Below are 15,966 nucleotides of genomic sequence, written 5' to 3'. Positions count from 1 at the left end.
GGAAACAGATTACTCCTGCGGCAGTGAGAAGCGGGCTGTACGACCGTTGTTGTAACGGCTCATATCAAACGACTGACCCTTGTAGTCAAGCTTGACGGCCATGGGCGCGCCAATGATGAACTTCAGGGGCTCGGCGCCTTCCAGCACCAGCTCGTCGTTGGCCTTCTTCAGACCACTGAACAGGGTCTTGCCGTTGGCATCCTTCACATCCAGCCAGCAATCGGCGGTGAAGCTCATCTTCAGTTGCGGCGCCGTCGCCGGATCAACGACAGCCTCTTCAGATTCAGTGCCATTGGCGCCAGATACCGCTGCATCGGTCGCAGTGCCGACAGCCGCGCTGACATCGCTCGGGGCAACAGCCGCAGAAGCAGGCGCCAGGGTAGCAGTCGCATCGGAGACCACCGCAGGGGCAGCCACGTCCGTGGCGGCCGGTGCGATGGCAGCGCCTTCCACCGGAGCGGTGTTGATCGCATCGGGCGGCGTGATGGCAGGTTCAGCCGGAGTCGAACCGGTTGCACTCATCTCGGTGGCTGCCAGCGCTTCATCACCGGCGGAGCGACGGGAAGTACTCTGCCACCACCAGGCGACCGAGAGCGCAATCAACACCAGGATCACCAGCCAGGTCACCACCTTGAGCCGACTGTCGTTGGCTTGCTGGCGGGAGCGACGGGAGAAGCTCTGCATGTCGATATTGTCGGGAGGAGTAAGACCCAGCTTGTCGTAAGCAGCCAGAATGGTCTCGTCGGGGATCCCGACCAGCTTGGCATAGGTACGCAGATAGCCCCGAATAAAGGTATGGGAGGTGTGCTTGTCGTAGGTATCCGATTCGATAGCGGCGATCAGGGTCAGACGAAGGTGAATGCGGGACGCAACCTGTTCTCGTGTCCAGCCAAGCTGTTCACGGGCGTTGCGCAGCAATTGGCCTGGGCCTACTGCCTGGGAGTCGTCTTGGAAATCGTGTGGCTGTTCAATAGTCATTGGCTAAATAACGCTTGGCTTGTTGCGAAGTGGGATATTGCCTTACCAGCTCAGTCCCGAATTGGTGAAGTAATGCCGGCTTGTCCATCGCCTGTGCCAGCCGAAGTCTCAACCAGAGACTCTCCTCGTTCTCGTCTGACACATCGGCAAAACGGGCGAGGTAGGATTGCACATCAGGCAGCTTGCCATCTTTCATGGAAAGCTCGGCCAAGTCCAGCAATAACCCTGGATTGCGGGGATTATACCCCAAGGCCAGGCGATAGTACTCGCCTGCTTTATCATTTCTGCGATTTTGCAGCGCACAAAGTGCCGCATTTTCATAGGTATCGGCAATTTTTACGTAGCCTGGCTGAATTACAGCCTGGTTGAACGCCTGATCTGCCTCTACATACCTGCCGCGATCACAGAGGAAGGCACCATAGTTGTTCATTGCGTCAGCATTGGACGGATCCATGGCAAGGGCGTTCTTGTAATGGGTCTCGGCTGCCTTGAAATCTCCTACCTTCTGGTAAAAGTAGGCAAAACCGATCTGGATCTGGGGGTTGGAGGGGTCATACTGGAGGGCGCGGTCAAGATTGAACTTGGCCTGCTCGGCATTGCCCTGACGCAGGTACTGGATACCCAGGTCGAGGCGGGTTTGGGCAGCCGCCTTGAGGTCAGGACCCACTTCACGCTGGGTCGAGTTCTGGCCAGCGTAAGTGGTCTCGGTCACACAGCCTGGCAGCGCGCAGAGCGCTGCCACTACGATCAATGTACGTGTATCCATTCCCTGTCTATACAATGGCTTAGCATTTAAACCATTTTGACGGAAATCCCATCCTGTTGCATCCGATTTTTGATAGTTCGCTTGGTACGGTCAATCACGTCACCCACCAGCTGACCACAGGCGGCATCGATGTCATCACCACGGGTCTTGCGAACGATCACGGTGAAACCGTACTCCATCAGCACCTTGGAGAAGCGATCGATACGGCTGTTGCTCGGCTTGCCGTAAGGGTTGCCCGGGAAGGGGTTGAACGGGATCAGGTTGATCTTGCTCGGAGTGTCCTTGAGCACCTTGGCCAGCTCGTGAGCATGCTGCATATCGTCATTGATATGATCGAGCAGCACATACTCGACGGTCACCCGACCACCGTTGGCATTGGATTTGGCCAGGTAACGACGGACACCGGCGAGGAACTCCTCGATGTTGTACTTGTCGTTGATCGGCATGATCTCTGAACGCAACTTGTCGTTCGGGGCGTGCAGGGAGATAGCCAGCGCCACGTCGATCTGGTCACCCAGCTTGTCCAGCGCAGGTACCACGCCAGAGGTGGAGATGGTCACCCGGCGCTTGGAGATGCCAAAGCCGTAGTCATCCATCATCAGACGCATGGCGGGCACCACGTTGGCGAGGTTGAGCAGCGGCTCGCCCATCCCCATCATCACCACGTTGGTGATGGGACGCTTGCCACCGACCACGCGGGCCGCACGCCACACCTGACCGATGATCTCGGAGACTTTCAGGTTGCGGTTGAAGCCTTGTTGGGCGGTAGAGCAGAACTTGCACTCCAGCGCACAGCCAACTTGAGAGGAGACGCAGAGGGTCGCGCGGTCATCTTCCGGGATGTAGACGGTCTCTACCTCCTGATCGCCCACCTGCAGAGCCCACTTGATGGTGCCATCGGCAGAGCGCTGCTCGCGGCTGATCTCGGGCGCCTTGATCTCGGCGATCGCCTTGAGGCGCTCTTTGAGCACCTTGTTGACGTTGGTCATCTGATCGAAATCATCACACCCAAAGTGATAGATCCACTTCATGACCTGATCTGCCCGGAATGGCTTCTCGCCCAGTTCGACGAAAAAGGCACGCATGGCATCCCGATCAAGATCCAGCAGGTTGATTTTTGTTTCGCTCATCAATGGCCTCAGTTCAAACACTTCATCAATTATTGGCTGACGACGTCAGGGGGCGGCATTGTACAAATAATGGGTCTGGCTTTCCACCTGGAGAATAGAGGGATATTGCGTAAACGGCGAAAACAACAAAGGGAGCCTAGGCTCCCTTGGGTCATCATCCACGTAAATCAGCCGCGCGGGCAGATCTCGTTGTCAGAGAAGAAGTAGGCAATTTCGCGGGCTGCGGATGCCGGTGCATCGGAGCCATGCACTGCGTTGCGATCGATGCTCTCGGCATAACAGGCACGCAAGGTACCAGCCAGCGCCTCTTTCGGGTTGGTAGCCCCCATGATCTCGCGATTGCGACGGATGGCGTCTTCCCCTTCCAGCACCTGCACCATGACAGGACCAGAGGTCATGAAGCTGACCAGATTGTCATAAAAAGGCTTGCCCTGATGCTCGGCATAGAAACCGGCAGCCTGTTCACTGCTCATGTGCAGCATTTTGGATGCCACCACTTTCAAGCCTGCGCTTTCGAAACGGCTATAGATGGCACCGATCAGGTTCTTGCTGACAGCATCCGGTTTAACGATAGAGAAGGTACGTTCGATGGCCATTGATATCTTTCCTTAACTACAGAGTTTTATTGTTAGAATCCATGTTCGCTGGCGATTATACGTAAACAAAAACCGGAAAAACACACAAACGAGCAACTTTTTATTAAACATCACTCCCTTGCAATCAACATCCACACTCATCTTGACCGAGCAGAGCCGGAAAATATGTGCGCTTGCGCACGATAGTTACCTTAAGCCGCCAAAACCCCATCTTTTGTTCACAATTCGAACAGCATGAAAAAGGCACCCGAAGGTGCCTTGTCTCGCCTATTTGGCTTCCGCCAGCAAGGCCCGCGCTATGGTGCGCATCCCCAGGGTATTGGCCCCCGGCGCCCAGAGGGCATCGCCGTTGTCACTGAAGCAAGCTGCCAGATCGATATGCAGCCACCCCATCCCTTCGTTGGCAACGAAACGGGAGAGAAAACCCGCCGCGTTGGAGGCGCCACCCGGCCCGCCCCCCTTCACTGGACGGCTGTTGGCCGTGTCGGCGTAATGGGAGGGGCACTGCTGGCGGTGCCAGGGCTCCAGCGGCAGCGGCCAGGCAGGCTCATGCTCGGCATCGGCATAGGTCATGGCCCGGCTTACCAACCCTTTGTCGAGGCCGAACAGAGCATTGTAGCGCCCACCCAGCGCCATCACGGCTGCGCCGGTCAGGGTCGCGGCATCGATGATCAGCGGTGCGCCGGACTCGCTCGCCAGTTGCAGGCCGTCGGCCAGCACCAACCGCCCCTCGGCATCGGTATTCACAATCTCGACCGTGGTGCCGTTCTTGTAGGTGAGGATGTCGCCCAGCTTGTAGGCGTGGCCGGAGACCAGGTTCTCGGCGCAACAGAGGATCAGCTTCACCCGCTTGTCGAGCCCGCGCAGCATAGCCAGCGCCAGCGCACCGGTGACAATCGCCGCACCACCCATGTCGCACTTCATGGTGAGCATCCCCTCGGAGCTCTTCATGGAGTAGCCGCCGGAGTCAAAGGTGATCCCCTTGCCCACCAGCGCTGCCGCTACCGGCGCCTTGGGGTCACGCCCCGGGTTGAAGTCGAGCTCCAGCAATACCGGTTCGCGCGCACTGCCGCGGCCCACCTGATAGAGGCCGACCCAGCCCGCCTGTTGCAGCGCTTCGCCTTTCAAAATGCGATGACTCACCTTGTCCGGCGCCAGCTCGGTAATAAAGGAGGCTGCTTCCACCGCCAGCTCCAGCGGGCCCAACTGCTCCGGGGTGGCATTGGTCATCTCGCGCACCCAGCGGCCGCAGAGCCAACGCGCTTCCAGCTCCTCTCTGTCCTCTTCCGAGGACATGGCCCACTGCAGTTGCACCTCCGCCTTGGGGGTTTGCAGCCCTTGGGCAAAAGCCCACTGCTGTTCACGCTCCCAGTGACCAGCCAGGATCACTTTCTGGATCCCCTGCTGGCAGAGGCGACGGGCCGCCTGCTGGATATCGAGCAGCGGATTGGCCGTCACCAGATGGATCACCATGCCGTCGGCGCGGTGAGAGAGCAGCGCCCCCTCCCCCCACTCGGCCGGTGCAAATTCACGACTCAGCCAGACATTCATGCGGTCACCTCCTGCAGCCAGCGGGCGATGGTACGCAGACCGTGCCCCTTGGCGCCGGTCGCCCAGAGATCATTGCCCGATTTCTGATAAGAGGCTGCCAGATCCAGGTGCACCCAGCCCTTGCCCTCATCGCGCACGAAGCGGGAGAGAAACGCAGCAGCTGTGGTGGCACCGGCCGTGCCCTCTGCCGAGGCGACGTTGCCCAGATCGGCAAAGGCCGAGGTGAGCTGGCTGGCATGCCAGGGCTCCAGCGGCAGTGCCCACGCCTGCTCGTTTTCCACCTTGGCGGCGGCCAGCGCGCGCTGCTGCTCGGTCTCATCGAGGGCAAACACCGCATTGTAGTCGCGCCCCAGCGCCATCTTGGCGGCGCCGGTCAGGGTGGCTGCGTCAAGGATATAAGCCGCACCGCTGTCGGAGGCCGCCATCAGGCCATCGGCCAGCACCAGACGACCTTCCGCATCGGTGTTCTGGATCTCGACCGAAACCCCATTCTTGTAAGTGAGGATGTCGCCCAGCTTGAAGGCGTGGCCGGAGACCAGGTTCTCGGCGCAGCAGAGAATGAGCTTCACCCGCTGGTTCAGACCGCGGCTGATAGCCAGCGCCAGCGCACCGGTCACCATGGCCGCGCCGCCCATGTCGGACTTCATCGGCAGCATGTTGTCAGAGGACTTCATGGAGTAGCCACCGGAATCAAAAGTGATCCCCTTGCCCACCAGCGCCGCCACCACGGGCGCATTGCGATCCCCGGTCGGGTTGTAGTCGAGCTCCAGCAGCACAGGCTCGCGCTCGCTGCCACGGCCAACCGACCAGATCCCGATATGACCGGACTCGCGCAGCGCTTCACCGGCGGTGATGCGGGCAGTAACCTGATCCCCGGCCAGACCACGAATGAGTAACAGGGCCGATTCCGCCAGACTCATGGGGTAGATCTCTTCCGGACAGCCATTGGTGATCTCACGTACCCAGCGAGCCGCCTTGAGCAGCGCATCCAGTTCACGGGCTTCCGCGTCGCTCTGCTGGCCGAAATCCAGCTCACGCGCCCCCTTGGCGGCGTAGAACCCTTGGGCGAACGCGTAGCGACGCTCCAGATCCCAGCCTTCACCGACCAGCGTCACCCGCTTGATCCCGCTCGATTCGAGGCGACGGGCGGCGCGCTGAACGGTGCGCAGAACATCCTTCTCCTGACCGGCGGCACCAAGATGGATCAGTGCCTCGTCGCCATTGAAACTGAGCTGGGCGCCCTCGCCCCAATAGGCGGCCGCAGCCTGGGTGGATAACGCTACCTTCATCATGTCAGCCATCGTGTTTGCTTCCTTTTTACTGGCACTATGTATAAGCACTCTTTATGGGAAAGAGCTTATTGGCAAAGAGAGAATAACGAATACAAAAAAGGCCGTGCCCCCGAGGGTCACGGCCTTCCACCATATCACTGAAGCACCACAGGATGCTGCACGTGCAATTCACTCATGTGTAATTAATGGCGTTCAGAGGCAAGGTTCAGGGTGTACTTGGGCAGTTCCACCACCAGATCCTCGTCCGCCAGTTTTGCCTGGCAGCTGAGGCGCGATTCCGGCTCCAACCCCCACGCCTTGTCCAGCATGTCGTCTTCCAGCTCGTCACTTGGCTCGAGCGAGTCAAAGCCTTCACGCACCACACAGTGGCAGGTGGTGCAGGCACAGGACTTCTCGCAGGCATGCTCAATCTCGATGCCGTTGCGCAGCGCCACATCCAGAATGGTCTCGCCGCTTTGCCCCTCGAGGGCGGCGCCATCCGGACAGAGTACGGGATGAGGAAGAATGATCAGTTTTGGCATATTACACCTTGTTGACGTTTTGTCCGGTCAGCACCTTGCGGATGGAGGCGTCCATCCGGCGGGCTGCAAACTCGCCACTGACAGCATCGGCTGCCTCAATGGCTTCTTTGATTTGATGGGTTGCGCCGCTGTTGCGCATGGTCAGCAGATGGGCGATGGCGGCATCAATCTCGGCACGCTCGGCAGCATTGAGCAGGGCATCGCCATCAGCGGCCAGCGCGGCATTGAGACTCTCGACCACCCGGTCGGCTTCAACCTGCTGCTCGGCCAGCATGCGGGCATCCATATCCTGCTGGGCATTCTCGATGGAGGCACTCAGCATGTTGAGGATATCCTGCTCCGCTAGCCCGTAAGAGGGCTTGACCTGGATCTCGGCCTGCACGCCGGAGGATTTCTCCATGGCGCTGACCGAGAGCAGACCATCCGCATCCACCTGGAAGGTGACGCGAATATGGGCGGCGCCGGCTGCCATCGGCGGAATACCGGTCAGGGTAAAGCGGGCCAGGGAGCGGCAATCGGCCACCAGCTCGCGCTCACCCTGTACCACGTGAATGGCCATGGCGGTCTGACCATCCTTGAAGGTGGTGAACTCCTGGGCACGGGCAACCGGAATGGTAGTGTTGCGCGGGATCACCTTCTCAGCGAGGCCCCCCATGGTCTCCAGACCCAGCGATAGCGGGATAACGTCCAGCAGCAGCATCTCGGCATCGGGCTTGTTGCCCACCAGAATATCGGCCTGGATGGCGGCGCCAATGGCGACCACCTTGTCCGGATCGATGCTGGTCAGCGGCGTACGCTGGAAGAACTCGCCCACCAGTTCACGCACCAGCGGCACCCGGGTGGAGCCACCGACCATCACCACTTCCAGCACTTCCACCTGCTCGAGACCGGCATCGCGCAGGGCGCGGCGACAAGCCAGCAAGGTCCGTTTCACCAGCGGGGTGATGAGTTCATCAAACTGGCTACGGCTCACCGAACCCTGCCAGCCAGCAACGGTGCACGCCACCTGCTCGGCATCGGTCAAGCCGTGTTTGACGGCCGCGGCCACATCCAGCAGCTCGCGCTGCAGATGGGCATCCAGCTCGCCGGTCAAACCGGCTTGCTCCTTGATCCAGTCCGCCAGCAGGTGATCGAAATCATCGCCGCCGAGGGCCGAATCACCGCCGGTCGCCATCACTTCGAACACACCGCGATGCAGCCGCAGGATGGAGATATCGAAGGTGCCGCCCCCCAGATCGTAAACCGCAATCACCCCTTCCTGACCAGAGTCAAGGCCATAGGCAATCGCGGCCGCGGTCGGCTCGTTGAGCAAGCGCAATACGTGCAGACCTGCCAGACGGGCCGCATCCTTGGTGCCCTGACGCTGGGCATCATCGAAATAGGCGGGCACGGTAATGACCACGCCGTCGAGATCGCCACCCAGGGTCTGGGCGCCACGCTCGGCCAGCTTTTTGAGAATTTCGGCCGAGACCTGCACCGGATTGACCAGCCCCTGACGGGTATGCAGTTGCGGCATGCCATTGTCGGCGGCAACAAACTGGTAAGGCTGCTGGCGGGTATCGATATCGGCCAGCGCCTTGCCCATCATCCGTTTGACCGAGACGATGGTGTTGTGAGGATCGAGCGCCGCTTCGCGCTTGGCATCAATTCCGACTCGGATGGCGTCGCTTTGATAATGCACCACTGACGGGAGCAGGTCGCGCCCTTGCTCATCGCAAAGGGTATCGGCGTGACCACTGCGAACCGCAGCGACGAGAGAGTTGGTGGTGCCGAGATCGATGCCGACGGCACGTTTGTGCTGATGAGGAACAGCGCTCTGGCCGGGTTCGGCGATTTGCAGTAATGCCATGGGTAATGAAACTTCCAGCGTTAAAGGATCAAGACTCGAGAAGCGAGTCTTCGAATCGTTCCAGCTCTTCGAGGAGCTTGTCGACAAACTTGAGTTTGCGAACGCAATCAGCGGCAACGAGATCTCTGCCGGCGGCAAGAGACTCGGTCAGCTGCTGCATCAACATCTGGTGATCATGCCTGATCTCGCTGCGAAAATCCTTGATGGCGCGCTCAGGGTCGGCGTCATCTTTCAGCTCGGCCAGACGCTCGCGCCACTCCAGCTGCTGCATCAGAAACGCGGTATCTTGCAGAGTCTGCTGTTCACCGCGGATATCGGTGCCACGCAGGGAGAGCAGATACTCGGCACGGCGCAGCGGCGCCTTGAGGGTGGTGAATGCTTCGTTGATCTGGGCGGCACGTTGCACCGCAATCAGCTGCTCCCGTTCGGGGGCGGTGGCAAAACGATCAGGATGGAATTGGGTTTGCAGCTGGCGGTAGGTATCAGCCAACTGACGGGTATCGAGCTCGAAGCCTTCAACCAGCCCAAACAGCTCGAAATGATTCATGCAAACCTCTTGGAAACGTTCGCCACTAACTCACTCGCCCCTGGCAAATGAGATGTGGTTGAACGGGTCATCGGCGACCCGCTCAACCACAGACGAAGGATCATTGACGTCAAACATCTCAGACACTGAAGCTTTCGCCGCAACCACACTCGCCTTTGGCGTTGGGATTGTTGAACTGGAAGCCCTCGTTGAGGCCCTCCTTGACGAAATCCAGCTCGGTGCCATCCAGATGGATCAGGCTCTTGGCATCGACAATAATCTTGACGCCCTGCTGCTCGAACACCTGATCCTCATCGGTCAGTTCATCAACGAACTCAAGCACGTAGGCCAGACCGGAGCAGCCGGTGGTTTTGACGCCGAGGCGCAGGCCAATGCCCTTGCCCCGGTTAGCCAGAAAAGAGGAAACCCGTGCCGCGGCGGCATCTGTCATGGTAATAGCCATACTGCTCTCCGGCGCTTAGAGACCTTTCTTCTGCTTGTAATCGGCGATGGCGGCCTTGATGGCGTCCTCAGCCAGAATGGAGCAGTGGATCTTCACCGGTGGCAGGGCCAACTCTTCAGCGATATCTGTGTTCTTGATGCCAGCCGCTTCGTCCAGGGTCTTGCCCTTGACCCATTCGGTCACCAAGGAGCTGGAGGCAATGGCGGAACCGCAGCCGTAGGTCTTGAACTTGGCATCTTCGATGATGCCTTCGTCGCTGATCTTCAATTGCAGCTTCATCACGTCGCCACAAGCGGGCGCACCGACCATGCCGGTTGCAACGCTGGGATCATTCTTGTCGAAACCACCGACGTTGCGAGGATTCTCGTAGTGGTCGATTACTTTTTCACTGTAAGCCATATCTCACTCCTGCTAATTCTGTTGCTCACTGACCAGATAGATCAGTGATGAGCCCATTCGACCGTGTTCAGATCGACGCCGTCTTTGTACATCTCCCACAGAGGGGACATCTCGCGCAGACGACCGATGGAGTCACGAATAAGCTTGACCGCGTAGTCAATCTCTTCCTCGGTGGTGAAGCGACCCATGCTGAAACGGATGGAGCTGTGTGCCAGCTCGTCGTTCAGGCCCAGTGCGCGCAGCACATAGGAAGGTTCCAGGCTGGCGGAGGTACAGGCCGAACCGGAAGAGACCGCCAAATCTTTCAGCGCCATGATGAGGGATTCCCCTTCCACATAGGCAAAGCTGACGTTGAGGTTGCCCGGAACACGCTGATCCAGATCGCCATTGATGTAGACGGCTTCAATATCCTTGATGCCATTCCACAGACGCTGGCGCAGTGCCAAGATACGCTCGCCTTCACTCACCATCTCTTCTTTGGCGATGCGGAAAGCTTCGCCCATCCCGACGATCTGGTGGGTCGGCAGAGTACCGGAACGCATGCCGCGCTCGTGGCCACCGCCATGCATCTGGGCTTCCAGACGAACGCGGGGTTTGCGGCGAACAAACAGCGCACCGATCCCTTTCGGACCATACACCTTGTGCGCAGAGACGGAGAGCAGGTCCACTTTCAGTGCTTCCACATCTACCGGGATCTTGCCCACACTCTGAACGGCATCTACGTGCAGCAGGATCTTGCGGGAACGGCACAACTCGCCAATGGCGGCAATGTTCTGAACCACACCGATTTCGTTGTTCACATGCATGATGCTGACCAGGATGGTGTCATCACGCATGGCATTCTCGATCATCTCGATAGTGAACAGGCCGTTGGGCATCGGCTCAAGATAGGTCACCTCGAACCCTTCACGCTCCAGCTGGCGACAGGTATCGAGCACCGCCTTGTGTTCGGTCTTGGAGGTGATGATGTGCTTGCCCTTGCTGGCATAGAAGTGGGCAACACCCTTGATGGCCAGGTTATTGGATTCGGTCGCACCGGAAGTGAAGACGATCTCGCGGGGATCGGCACCGATCAGATCTGCCACTTGATTACGGGCCAGATCCACCGCCTCTTCGGCTTGCCAGCCAAAGCGGTGAGAACGGGAAGCCGGATTGCCGAACAGGCCATCCATGGTGAGACACTGCATCATTTTTTCTGCGACACGCGGGTCCACCGGACAGGTTGCCGAATAATCAAGGTAAATAGGCAGTTTCATGTTTTTCTCCGTCACAGTCAGGGTCATACAGAGTCCCGCTGTGGAAAGCACGTTTATAGTTGGACTTTCAAGCTCACATCGCCGTGTTCTGCCCGATCAACCAGGGACAACACGGTCTTCATTTGTTCATCTTGCTTGCCGGCAATGCGGCGCACATCGGCCTGGCGTACCAGCTCTGCCAGCGTGATATCCCCGAGGAAGCTGGAGATCCGCTCACTCAGGTCGCGCCACAGGGAGTGAGTCAGGCACTGGGTACCGCCGTGGCAACCGCCCTTGCCGAGGCACTTGGTTGCATCGACCGACTCATCGACCGCGGTGATCACCTGACCAACCGAAATCTCGCCTGGGGCCAACCCGAGGCGATAACCACCACCCGGGCCACGCACGCTGCTCACCAGACCATGTTTACGCAGGCGGGCAAAGAGCTGCTCTAGATAGGACAACGAGATGCCCTGGCGCTCGGAAATATCGGCAAGGGGGACGGGCCCCTGCTCTGCATGCAGCGCCACGTCGAGCATGGCGGTTACAGCGTAACGTCCTTTTGAAGTCAGTCTCATGTGCCTTACCGTCTTGCGAAGCAATTTAATGGGGCACATGGTCACATACCCGACCAAATCAGTCAAGTATATGGTTGAGTAAATCAGTCGGATTAATCCGGTACGCGCGCTTTCTGCACCGAGGTCAGAATACCGCGCAGAATGTTGAGCTCAGCTGCTTCCGGCCGAGCCCGATTGAACAGGCGACGCAACTTGCTCATCACATGACCCGGATGGTCATCGGCAATAAAACCGGTCTTCATCAGGGTTTGTTCCAGGTGCTGATAAAACCCTTCCAGCTGGGCGGCACTCGGATAGGCCATCTCATCTTCAGGCTCGGCGGCCTGCCCCTGCAGCCAGCGCATCCGCACTTCGTAACAGAGAGTCTGCACCGCCATGGCCAGATTGAGGGAGCTGTAATCAGGATTGGCCGGAATGGCCACGTGGTAGTGGCACTTTTGCAATTCGTCGTTGGTGAGACCGGTGCGCTCGCGACCAAACACCAACGCAACCGGGTGCTGCATCCCCTCAACCACCGACTTTTCGCCGGCCTCACGGGGATCGAGCATGGGCCAGCTCAGGGTTCGCGAGCGGGCGCTGGTGCCAATCACCAGACCACAATCGGCGATCGCGTCGTCCAGAGTCGGGACGATACGGGCATTGGCAAGCACATCGCTGGCACCAGCAGCCAGGGCGAAGGCATTGTCATCCGGCAAGGCTTGCGGATCAACCAATACCAGCTGGGTCAACCCCATGGTCTTCATGGCTCGTGCCGCAGACCCCATGTTGCCGGTATGAGAGGTGTTTACCAAAACGATACGAATCTGATCCAACATGCCCAGTCAATCTTCAGTCAAAAATGGCGCGCAATTGTAACATAAGAGAACGCCATGTTGGCACCGTAAAAGCCGAGCCATTTCAGAACAAAACCACCCGTTTGTATAACAAACCAGCATGAGGGAAGTGAGAGGGGGGGACTAAACTTGATGGATATCCGATAAACGGCACAGGAGACACCGCGCCATGCTTCCTCCCTTTATCTATGAGAGATTGCCCAGCCTCTACCTGCTGGCAGCCATTGCCATTATTACGTTGAGTGAACAGCCCCTGCTCTGGTTTGCTGGCGCCTTGCTGTTTATCGCCGGAGCGGTGACCTGGATGATGCGCTCCAGCTACCGGCGTACCGATCTGATTATCTTTCCGAGCAAACGCTGGCTACAGCCGGAGTGGCTGTATGAAGCGCAACCCTTTATCTGGCTGGCTGCGGGGCTGGCCATGTCACAGCTGCCCGCCCCTGCGGCACTCATCGCCTTGGTGCCCTGTCTGTGGGCCTGTCGCTGCCTCTGGGCACGGCACCATTATCGTCGACATGCCCATGGGGTGATTGTCCACTTAAGACGGGATCCCGCCCGGCGCCGTCTGCACCGGAGCCTGCGCTGACTCGGTGCGGGCGCGTTCGATAAACGTCGCCAGATCCATCAGGGGATACTTCATCAGGCTCGGCAAGCCATCGAGATCCAGACTGTCCATCAAGTTTTTCACCTCAAGGCCCAGTTCGGTATCCCCTTCTATCTTCAGCTTGCGCTGGAAAAAAAGCGAATCCGGATCCTCTTTGCGACCGGCAATCAGGATCAGGTCATTGGCGGTACCGCTGAAGCAGACATCGGCCTTGTCACACTCGCGAGCTACCACCAGCTGGCCATTCTGCTCACTGATAAACCAGCACAGCTCCAGATCAGAGACTTCTACTTTCAGCCACTTGTCTGCCAGAAACTCGAAATCCCCATCTTCGATAGCCTCTTTGAAAACCCGGGCCAGTAAACTCTCCATCAGCTGCTTTTGCAGATTGAACGGAACCAGCTTGAGAGGATGGCGCAAGAAGCGCGGAGCCTGTTCGACCAGGCGACGTTGCAGTTGTTGAAACACGATAGACTCCCTTTTTTTAGCATTCAAACACAGGGAGAGTGGCAAGATCCTGTTGGAAATCAAACTTGTGCAGGGTTACCTCAAGAAGGGTAAAGCCACACAAAGCTGCCTCAGGTCAAAAAGCGGGAGTGCATGGCTGCATACAATCAGGGCTCGTTTGCCCTTCATATGCACTCTCGGAGCGTACCAATGGAATTACTCTGTCCGGCAGGCAGTTTGCCGGCACTGAAAACCGCCGTGGATAACGGGGCCGATGCCGTTTATATCGGTTTCAAGGATGACACCAATGCCCGCCACTTTGCCGGTCTCAACTTTACCGACAGCAAACTGGAGAAGGCGGTGGATTATGTGCATCAACATGGTCGCAAGCTGCATATTGCCATCAATACCTTTGCCCATCCCGGGGCCGATGTGCGTTGGAAACAGGCGGTTGATCGCGGGGTGGCCCTCGGCGCCGATGCGTTAATCATCGCTGATCTCGCCGTGCTGGAATATGCAAACCGCCACTACCCCGAGATGGAACTCCATGTCTCGGTGCAGGCCAGCGCCACCAATGCCGCCGCCATTCGCTTCTATCAGCAGCAATTCAATGTCACACGGGTGGTGCTGCCCCGGGTGCTCTCCATGCATCAGGTCAAGCAGCTGGCCCGCGAGACCGATGTTGGCCTCGAGGTATTCGCCTTTGGCAGCCTCTGCATCATGGCCGAGGGGCGCTGCTATCTCTCCTCCTACATGACTGGCGAGAGTCCCAACACCGTCGGCGCCTGCTCACCGGCCAAGTTCGTCCGTTGGGAAGAGACCCCGAATGGTCTCGAGTCGCGGCTCAACGAGGTGCTGATCGACCGCTATGGCCCGGGCGAAAATGCCGGTTACCCGACCCTGTGCAAGGGGCGTTTCGACGTGGATGGGCAGACCTACCACGCGCTGGAAGAGCCCACCAGTCTCAATACCCTGGGCCTGTTGCCCGAGCTGTTCAAGACCGGGATCCAGTCGGTCAAGATTGAAGGGCGCCAACGCAGCCCCGCCTATGTGGAGCAAGTGACCCGGGTGTGGCGTGCAGCCATCGATGCCTATCAGGCCAATCCCGAGGCCTATCAGGTCAAAGCTGAGTGGGATGCCCAGCTCGCCCGCGTCTCCGAAGGTAGCCAGACTACCCTCGGCGCCTACCATCGTCAGTGGCAATAAGGAGTCCACCCATGCAATTTTCTCTCGGGCCTCTGCTCTTCTACTGGCCCAAAGCCGATACCGAAGCCTTTTACCATGCCGCTGCCGACAGTCAGGCCGACATCATCTATCTGGGGGAGACCGTCTGCAGCAAGCGGCGCGAACTCAAAGTCGATGACTGGATTGCGCTGGCCCGTCAGGTCGCCAACTCCGGCAAGCAGGTGGTGCTCTCGACCCTCGCCCTTATCTCCGCCCCCTCCGAACTCAAGGAGGTTAAGCGGCTGGTCGACAATGGCGATCTGATGGTCGAAGCCAACGATCTCGGTACGGTGCAACTCGCCTGGGAGGCAGGGATCCCCTTCGTCTGTGGCCCCGCCATCAACGCCTATAACGCCGATGTGCTGCGCATGCTGCTCAAACAGGGGATGAAACGCTGGGTCATGCCGGTGGAGCTCTCCCGTGACTGGCTGATCCAGCTCAATCAGGATCTGGGCTCCCTGCGCGACCAATTTGAGGTGGAGGTGTTTGCCTACGGCCATCTGCCGCTCGCCTACTCGGCGCGCTGCTTCACCGCCCGATCCCTCGACAAGCCCAAGGACAACTGCGAGCTCGCCTGCATCAACTACCCCACCGGACGACTGGCCAACAGCCGCGAGGGTCAGCGGGTGTTCAATCTCAACGGGATCCAGACCCAGTCCGGTTACTGCTATAACCTGGGTAACGAGCTGGCTGGTATGGAAGGTCTGGTGGATGTGGTCAGACTTTCACCGCAAGGGATGGAGACGCTGGAGATGCTGGCCCGCTTCAAAGCCAACCGGCAGGGCAATCAGCCCCTCGCTCTGCAGCAGAATCGCGATTGCAACGGCTACTGGCGCCAGATCCCCGGCATGAGCCTGGTGGAGTAAACCCGCCATTCGCTGTCTAGTCCTGAAATAGGTTTACACATTTTCAACTAGCATTTCTCTACTCAGAACCCCCTATGTACCGCATCGGGGGTTCTGTATTTCAACGCA

The 15,966-nt window shown here is 58.7% G+C and carries 18 protein-coding genes; 3 read left to right on the top strand and 15 right to left on the bottom strand.

Translation table 11 applies throughout. From position 1 onward, the window contains the following. Nucleotides 1–9: 9 nt before the first annotated feature. The 14 genes from rodZ to trmJ all read right to left on the bottom strand — a co-directional run bounded on the left by rodZ (nucleotide 10) and on the right by trmJ (nucleotide 12,699). Nucleotides 10–978 carry a cytoskeleton protein RodZ gene (gene rodZ, locus AB5Y73_RS02000; RefSeq protein ID WP_139731264.1) on the bottom strand — a complete coding sequence of 323 codons (969 nt, stop codon included), beginning with the start codon at nucleotides 976–978 and terminating at the stop codon, nucleotides 10–12. After that, nucleotides 968–1,759, bottom strand: a complete 792-nt coding sequence (gene tapF, locus AB5Y73_RS01995; protein WP_139474386.1) for a PilW family type IVa pilus biogenesis/stability lipoprotein TapF — start codon at nucleotides 1,757–1,759, stop codon at nucleotides 968–970. The genes rodZ and tapF overlap by 11 nt, the downstream gene beginning before the upstream one ends. Nucleotides 1,760–1,770: 11 nt before the next feature. After that, complete coding sequence (locus AB5Y73_RS01990; protein ID WP_005344856.1) at nucleotides 1,771–2,874, bottom strand: bifunctional tRNA (adenosine(37)-C2)-methyltransferase TrmG/ribosomal RNA large subunit methyltransferase RlmN; 1,104 nt, start codon at nucleotides 2,872–2,874, stop codon at nucleotides 1,771–1,773. Between the two features lie 167 nt (nucleotides 2,875–3,041). Beyond that, complete coding sequence (gene ndk / locus AB5Y73_RS01985) at nucleotides 3,042–3,470, bottom strand: nucleoside-diphosphate kinase (protein WP_005333805.1); 429 nt, start codon at nucleotides 3,468–3,470, stop codon at nucleotides 3,042–3,044. 267 nt (nucleotides 3,471–3,737) lie between these two features. After that, on the bottom strand, nucleotides 3,738–5,021 hold the full coding sequence (gene pepB / locus AB5Y73_RS01980; RefSeq protein WP_139731265.1) for an aminopeptidase PepB: 1,284 nt from the start codon (nucleotides 5,019–5,021) through the stop codon (nucleotides 3,738–3,740). Beyond that, nucleotides 5,018–6,322 carry an aminopeptidase PepB gene (gene pepB, locus AB5Y73_RS01975; RefSeq protein WP_139731266.1) on the bottom strand — a complete coding sequence of 435 codons (1,305 nt, stop codon included), beginning with the start codon at nucleotides 6,320–6,322 and terminating at the stop codon, nucleotides 5,018–5,020. Before pepB (AB5Y73_RS01975) ends, pepB (AB5Y73_RS01980) begins: the two co-directional genes overlap by 4 nt. A gap of 173 nt (nucleotides 6,323–6,495) precedes the next feature. Continuing rightward, nucleotides 6,496–6,834 carry an ISC system 2Fe-2S type ferredoxin gene (gene fdx / locus AB5Y73_RS01970; protein WP_005333808.1) on the bottom strand — a complete coding sequence of 113 codons (339 nt, stop codon included), beginning with the start codon at nucleotides 6,832–6,834 and terminating at the stop codon, nucleotides 6,496–6,498. Between the two features lies 1 nt (nucleotide 6,835). Next, a complete protein-coding gene (gene hscA / locus AB5Y73_RS01965) occupies nucleotides 6,836–8,683 on the bottom strand; it encodes a Fe-S protein assembly chaperone HscA (protein WP_139731267.1) in 1,848 nt (615 codons plus the stop codon). Between the two features lie 28 nt (nucleotides 8,684–8,711). Beyond that, complete coding sequence (gene hscB, locus AB5Y73_RS01960; protein WP_139731268.1) at nucleotides 8,712–9,230, bottom strand: co-chaperone HscB; 519 nt, start codon at nucleotides 9,228–9,230, stop codon at nucleotides 8,712–8,714. Between the two features lie 118 nt (nucleotides 9,231–9,348). Beyond that, nucleotides 9,349–9,672, bottom strand: a complete 324-nt coding sequence (iscA, locus tag AB5Y73_RS01955; RefSeq protein ID WP_005333812.1) for an iron-sulfur cluster assembly protein IscA — start codon at nucleotides 9,670–9,672, stop codon at nucleotides 9,349–9,351. Between the two features lie 15 nt (nucleotides 9,673–9,687). Then, the gene (iscU, locus tag AB5Y73_RS01950) at nucleotides 9,688–10,071 is read right to left on the bottom strand and encodes a Fe-S cluster assembly scaffold IscU (RefSeq protein ID WP_005333813.1); all 384 of its coding nucleotides are present in this window, start codon (nucleotides 10,069–10,071) and stop codon (nucleotides 9,688–9,690) included. Nucleotides 10,072–10,112: 41 nt separating this feature from the next. Then, a complete protein-coding gene (locus AB5Y73_RS01945; RefSeq protein ID WP_021229687.1) occupies nucleotides 10,113–11,327 on the bottom strand; it encodes an IscS subfamily cysteine desulfurase in 1,215 nt (404 codons plus the stop codon). A gap of 53 nt (nucleotides 11,328–11,380) precedes the next feature. After that, nucleotides 11,381–11,884, bottom strand: coding sequence for a Fe-S cluster assembly transcriptional regulator IscR (gene iscR / locus AB5Y73_RS01940; RefSeq protein ID WP_026035025.1), 504 nt, complete (start codon nucleotides 11,882–11,884; stop codon nucleotides 11,381–11,383). A gap of 92 nt (nucleotides 11,885–11,976) precedes the next feature. Continuing rightward, the gene (trmJ, locus tag AB5Y73_RS01935; RefSeq protein WP_005359790.1) at nucleotides 11,977–12,699 is read right to left on the bottom strand and encodes a tRNA (cytosine(32)/uridine(32)-2'-O)-methyltransferase TrmJ; all 723 of its coding nucleotides are present in this window, start codon (nucleotides 12,697–12,699) and stop codon (nucleotides 11,977–11,979) included. Nucleotides 12,700–12,886: 187 nt separating this feature from the next. On the opposite strand from trmJ, the gene AB5Y73_RS01930 reads away from it, so the two are divergent. Further along, nucleotides 12,887–13,303, top strand: coding sequence for a hypothetical protein (locus tag AB5Y73_RS01930; RefSeq protein ID WP_005351023.1), 417 nt, complete (start codon nucleotides 12,887–12,889; stop codon nucleotides 13,301–13,303). Here AB5Y73_RS01930 and AB5Y73_RS01925 read toward each other — a convergent pair. Beyond that, nucleotides 13,256–13,789 (bottom strand): SCP2 domain-containing protein, encoded by a 534-nt coding sequence (locus tag AB5Y73_RS01925; protein WP_005344837.1) that lies wholly within the window; start codon nucleotides 13,787–13,789, stop codon nucleotides 13,256–13,258. The genes AB5Y73_RS01930 and AB5Y73_RS01925 overlap by 48 nt on opposite strands. Nucleotides 13,790–13,978: 189 nt before the next feature. On the opposite strand from AB5Y73_RS01925, the gene AB5Y73_RS01920 reads away from it, so the two are divergent. Together AB5Y73_RS01920 and AB5Y73_RS01915 are read left to right on the top strand one after the other, a co-directional pair. Next, nucleotides 13,979–14,974, top strand: a complete 996-nt coding sequence (locus AB5Y73_RS01920; protein ID WP_107684979.1) for a peptidase U32 family protein — start codon at nucleotides 13,979–13,981, stop codon at nucleotides 14,972–14,974. A gap of 11 nt (nucleotides 14,975–14,985) precedes the next feature. Continuing rightward, nucleotides 14,986–15,858, top strand: coding sequence for a U32 family peptidase (locus AB5Y73_RS01915; protein WP_107684980.1), 873 nt, complete (start codon nucleotides 14,986–14,988; stop codon nucleotides 15,856–15,858). Nucleotides 15,859–15,966 lie beyond the last annotated feature (108 nt).

The organism is Aeromonas sp. s7(2024) (assembly GCF_040907825.1).
In the GTDB taxonomy this organism is placed as follows: Bacteria; Pseudomonadota; Gammaproteobacteria; order Enterobacterales; family Aeromonadaceae; genus Aeromonas; species Aeromonas veronii.
Note: the sequence above shows the minus strand (reverse complement) of the source record. Positions and strands in the feature narration are given on the sequence as shown.

Coding starts and splice junctions, on each gene's coding strand:
- rodZ (WP_139731264.1), bottom strand. CDS start 978: ATGACTATTGAACAGCCACACGATTTCCAAGACGACTCCCAGGCAGTA.
- AB5Y73_RS01990 (WP_005344856.1), bottom strand. CDS start 2,874: ATGAGCGAAACAAAAATCAACCTGCTGGATCTTGATCGGGATGCCATG.
- ndk (WP_005333805.1), bottom strand. CDS start 3,470: ATGGCCATCGAACGTACCTTCTCTATCGTTAAACCGGATGCTGTCAGC.
- pepB (WP_139731265.1), bottom strand. CDS start 5,021: ATGAATGTCTGGCTGAGTCGTGAATTTGCACCGGCCGAGTGGGGGGAG.
- pepB (WP_139731266.1), bottom strand. CDS start 6,322: ATGGCTGACATGATGAAGGTAGCGTTATCCACCCAGGCTGCGGCCGCC.
- fdx (WP_005333808.1), bottom strand. CDS start 6,834: ATGCCAAAACTGATCATTCTTCCTCATCCCGTACTCTGTCCGGATGGC.
- hscA (WP_139731267.1), bottom strand. CDS start 8,683: ATGGCATTACTGCAAATCGCCGAACCCGGCCAGAGCGCTGTTCCTCAT.
- hscB (WP_139731268.1), bottom strand. CDS start 9,230: ATGAATCATTTCGAGCTGTTTGGGCTGGTTGAAGGCTTCGAGCTCGAT.
- iscA (WP_005333812.1), bottom strand. CDS start 9,672: ATGGCTATTACCATGACAGATGCCGCCGCGGCACGGGTTTCCTCTTTT.
- iscU (WP_005333813.1), bottom strand. CDS start 10,071: ATGGCTTACAGTGAAAAAGTAATCGACCACTACGAGAATCCTCGCAAC.
- AB5Y73_RS01945 (WP_021229687.1), bottom strand. CDS start 11,327: ATGAAACTGCCTATTTACCTTGATTATTCGGCAACCTGTCCGGTGGAC.
- iscR (WP_026035025.1), bottom strand. CDS start 11,884: ATGAGACTGACTTCAAAAGGACGTTACGCTGTAACCGCCATGCTCGAC.
- trmJ (WP_005359790.1), bottom strand. CDS start 12,699: ATGTTGGATCAGATTCGTATCGTTTTGGTAAACACCTCTCATACCGGC.
- AB5Y73_RS01930 (WP_005351023.1), top strand. CDS start 12,887: ATGCTTCCTCCCTTTATCTATGAGAGATTGCCCAGCCTCTACCTGCTG.
- AB5Y73_RS01920 (WP_107684979.1), top strand. CDS start 13,979: ATGGAATTACTCTGTCCGGCAGGCAGTTTGCCGGCACTGAAAACCGCC.
- AB5Y73_RS01915 (WP_107684980.1), top strand. CDS start 14,986: ATGCAATTTTCTCTCGGGCCTCTGCTCTTCTACTGGCCCAAAGCCGAT.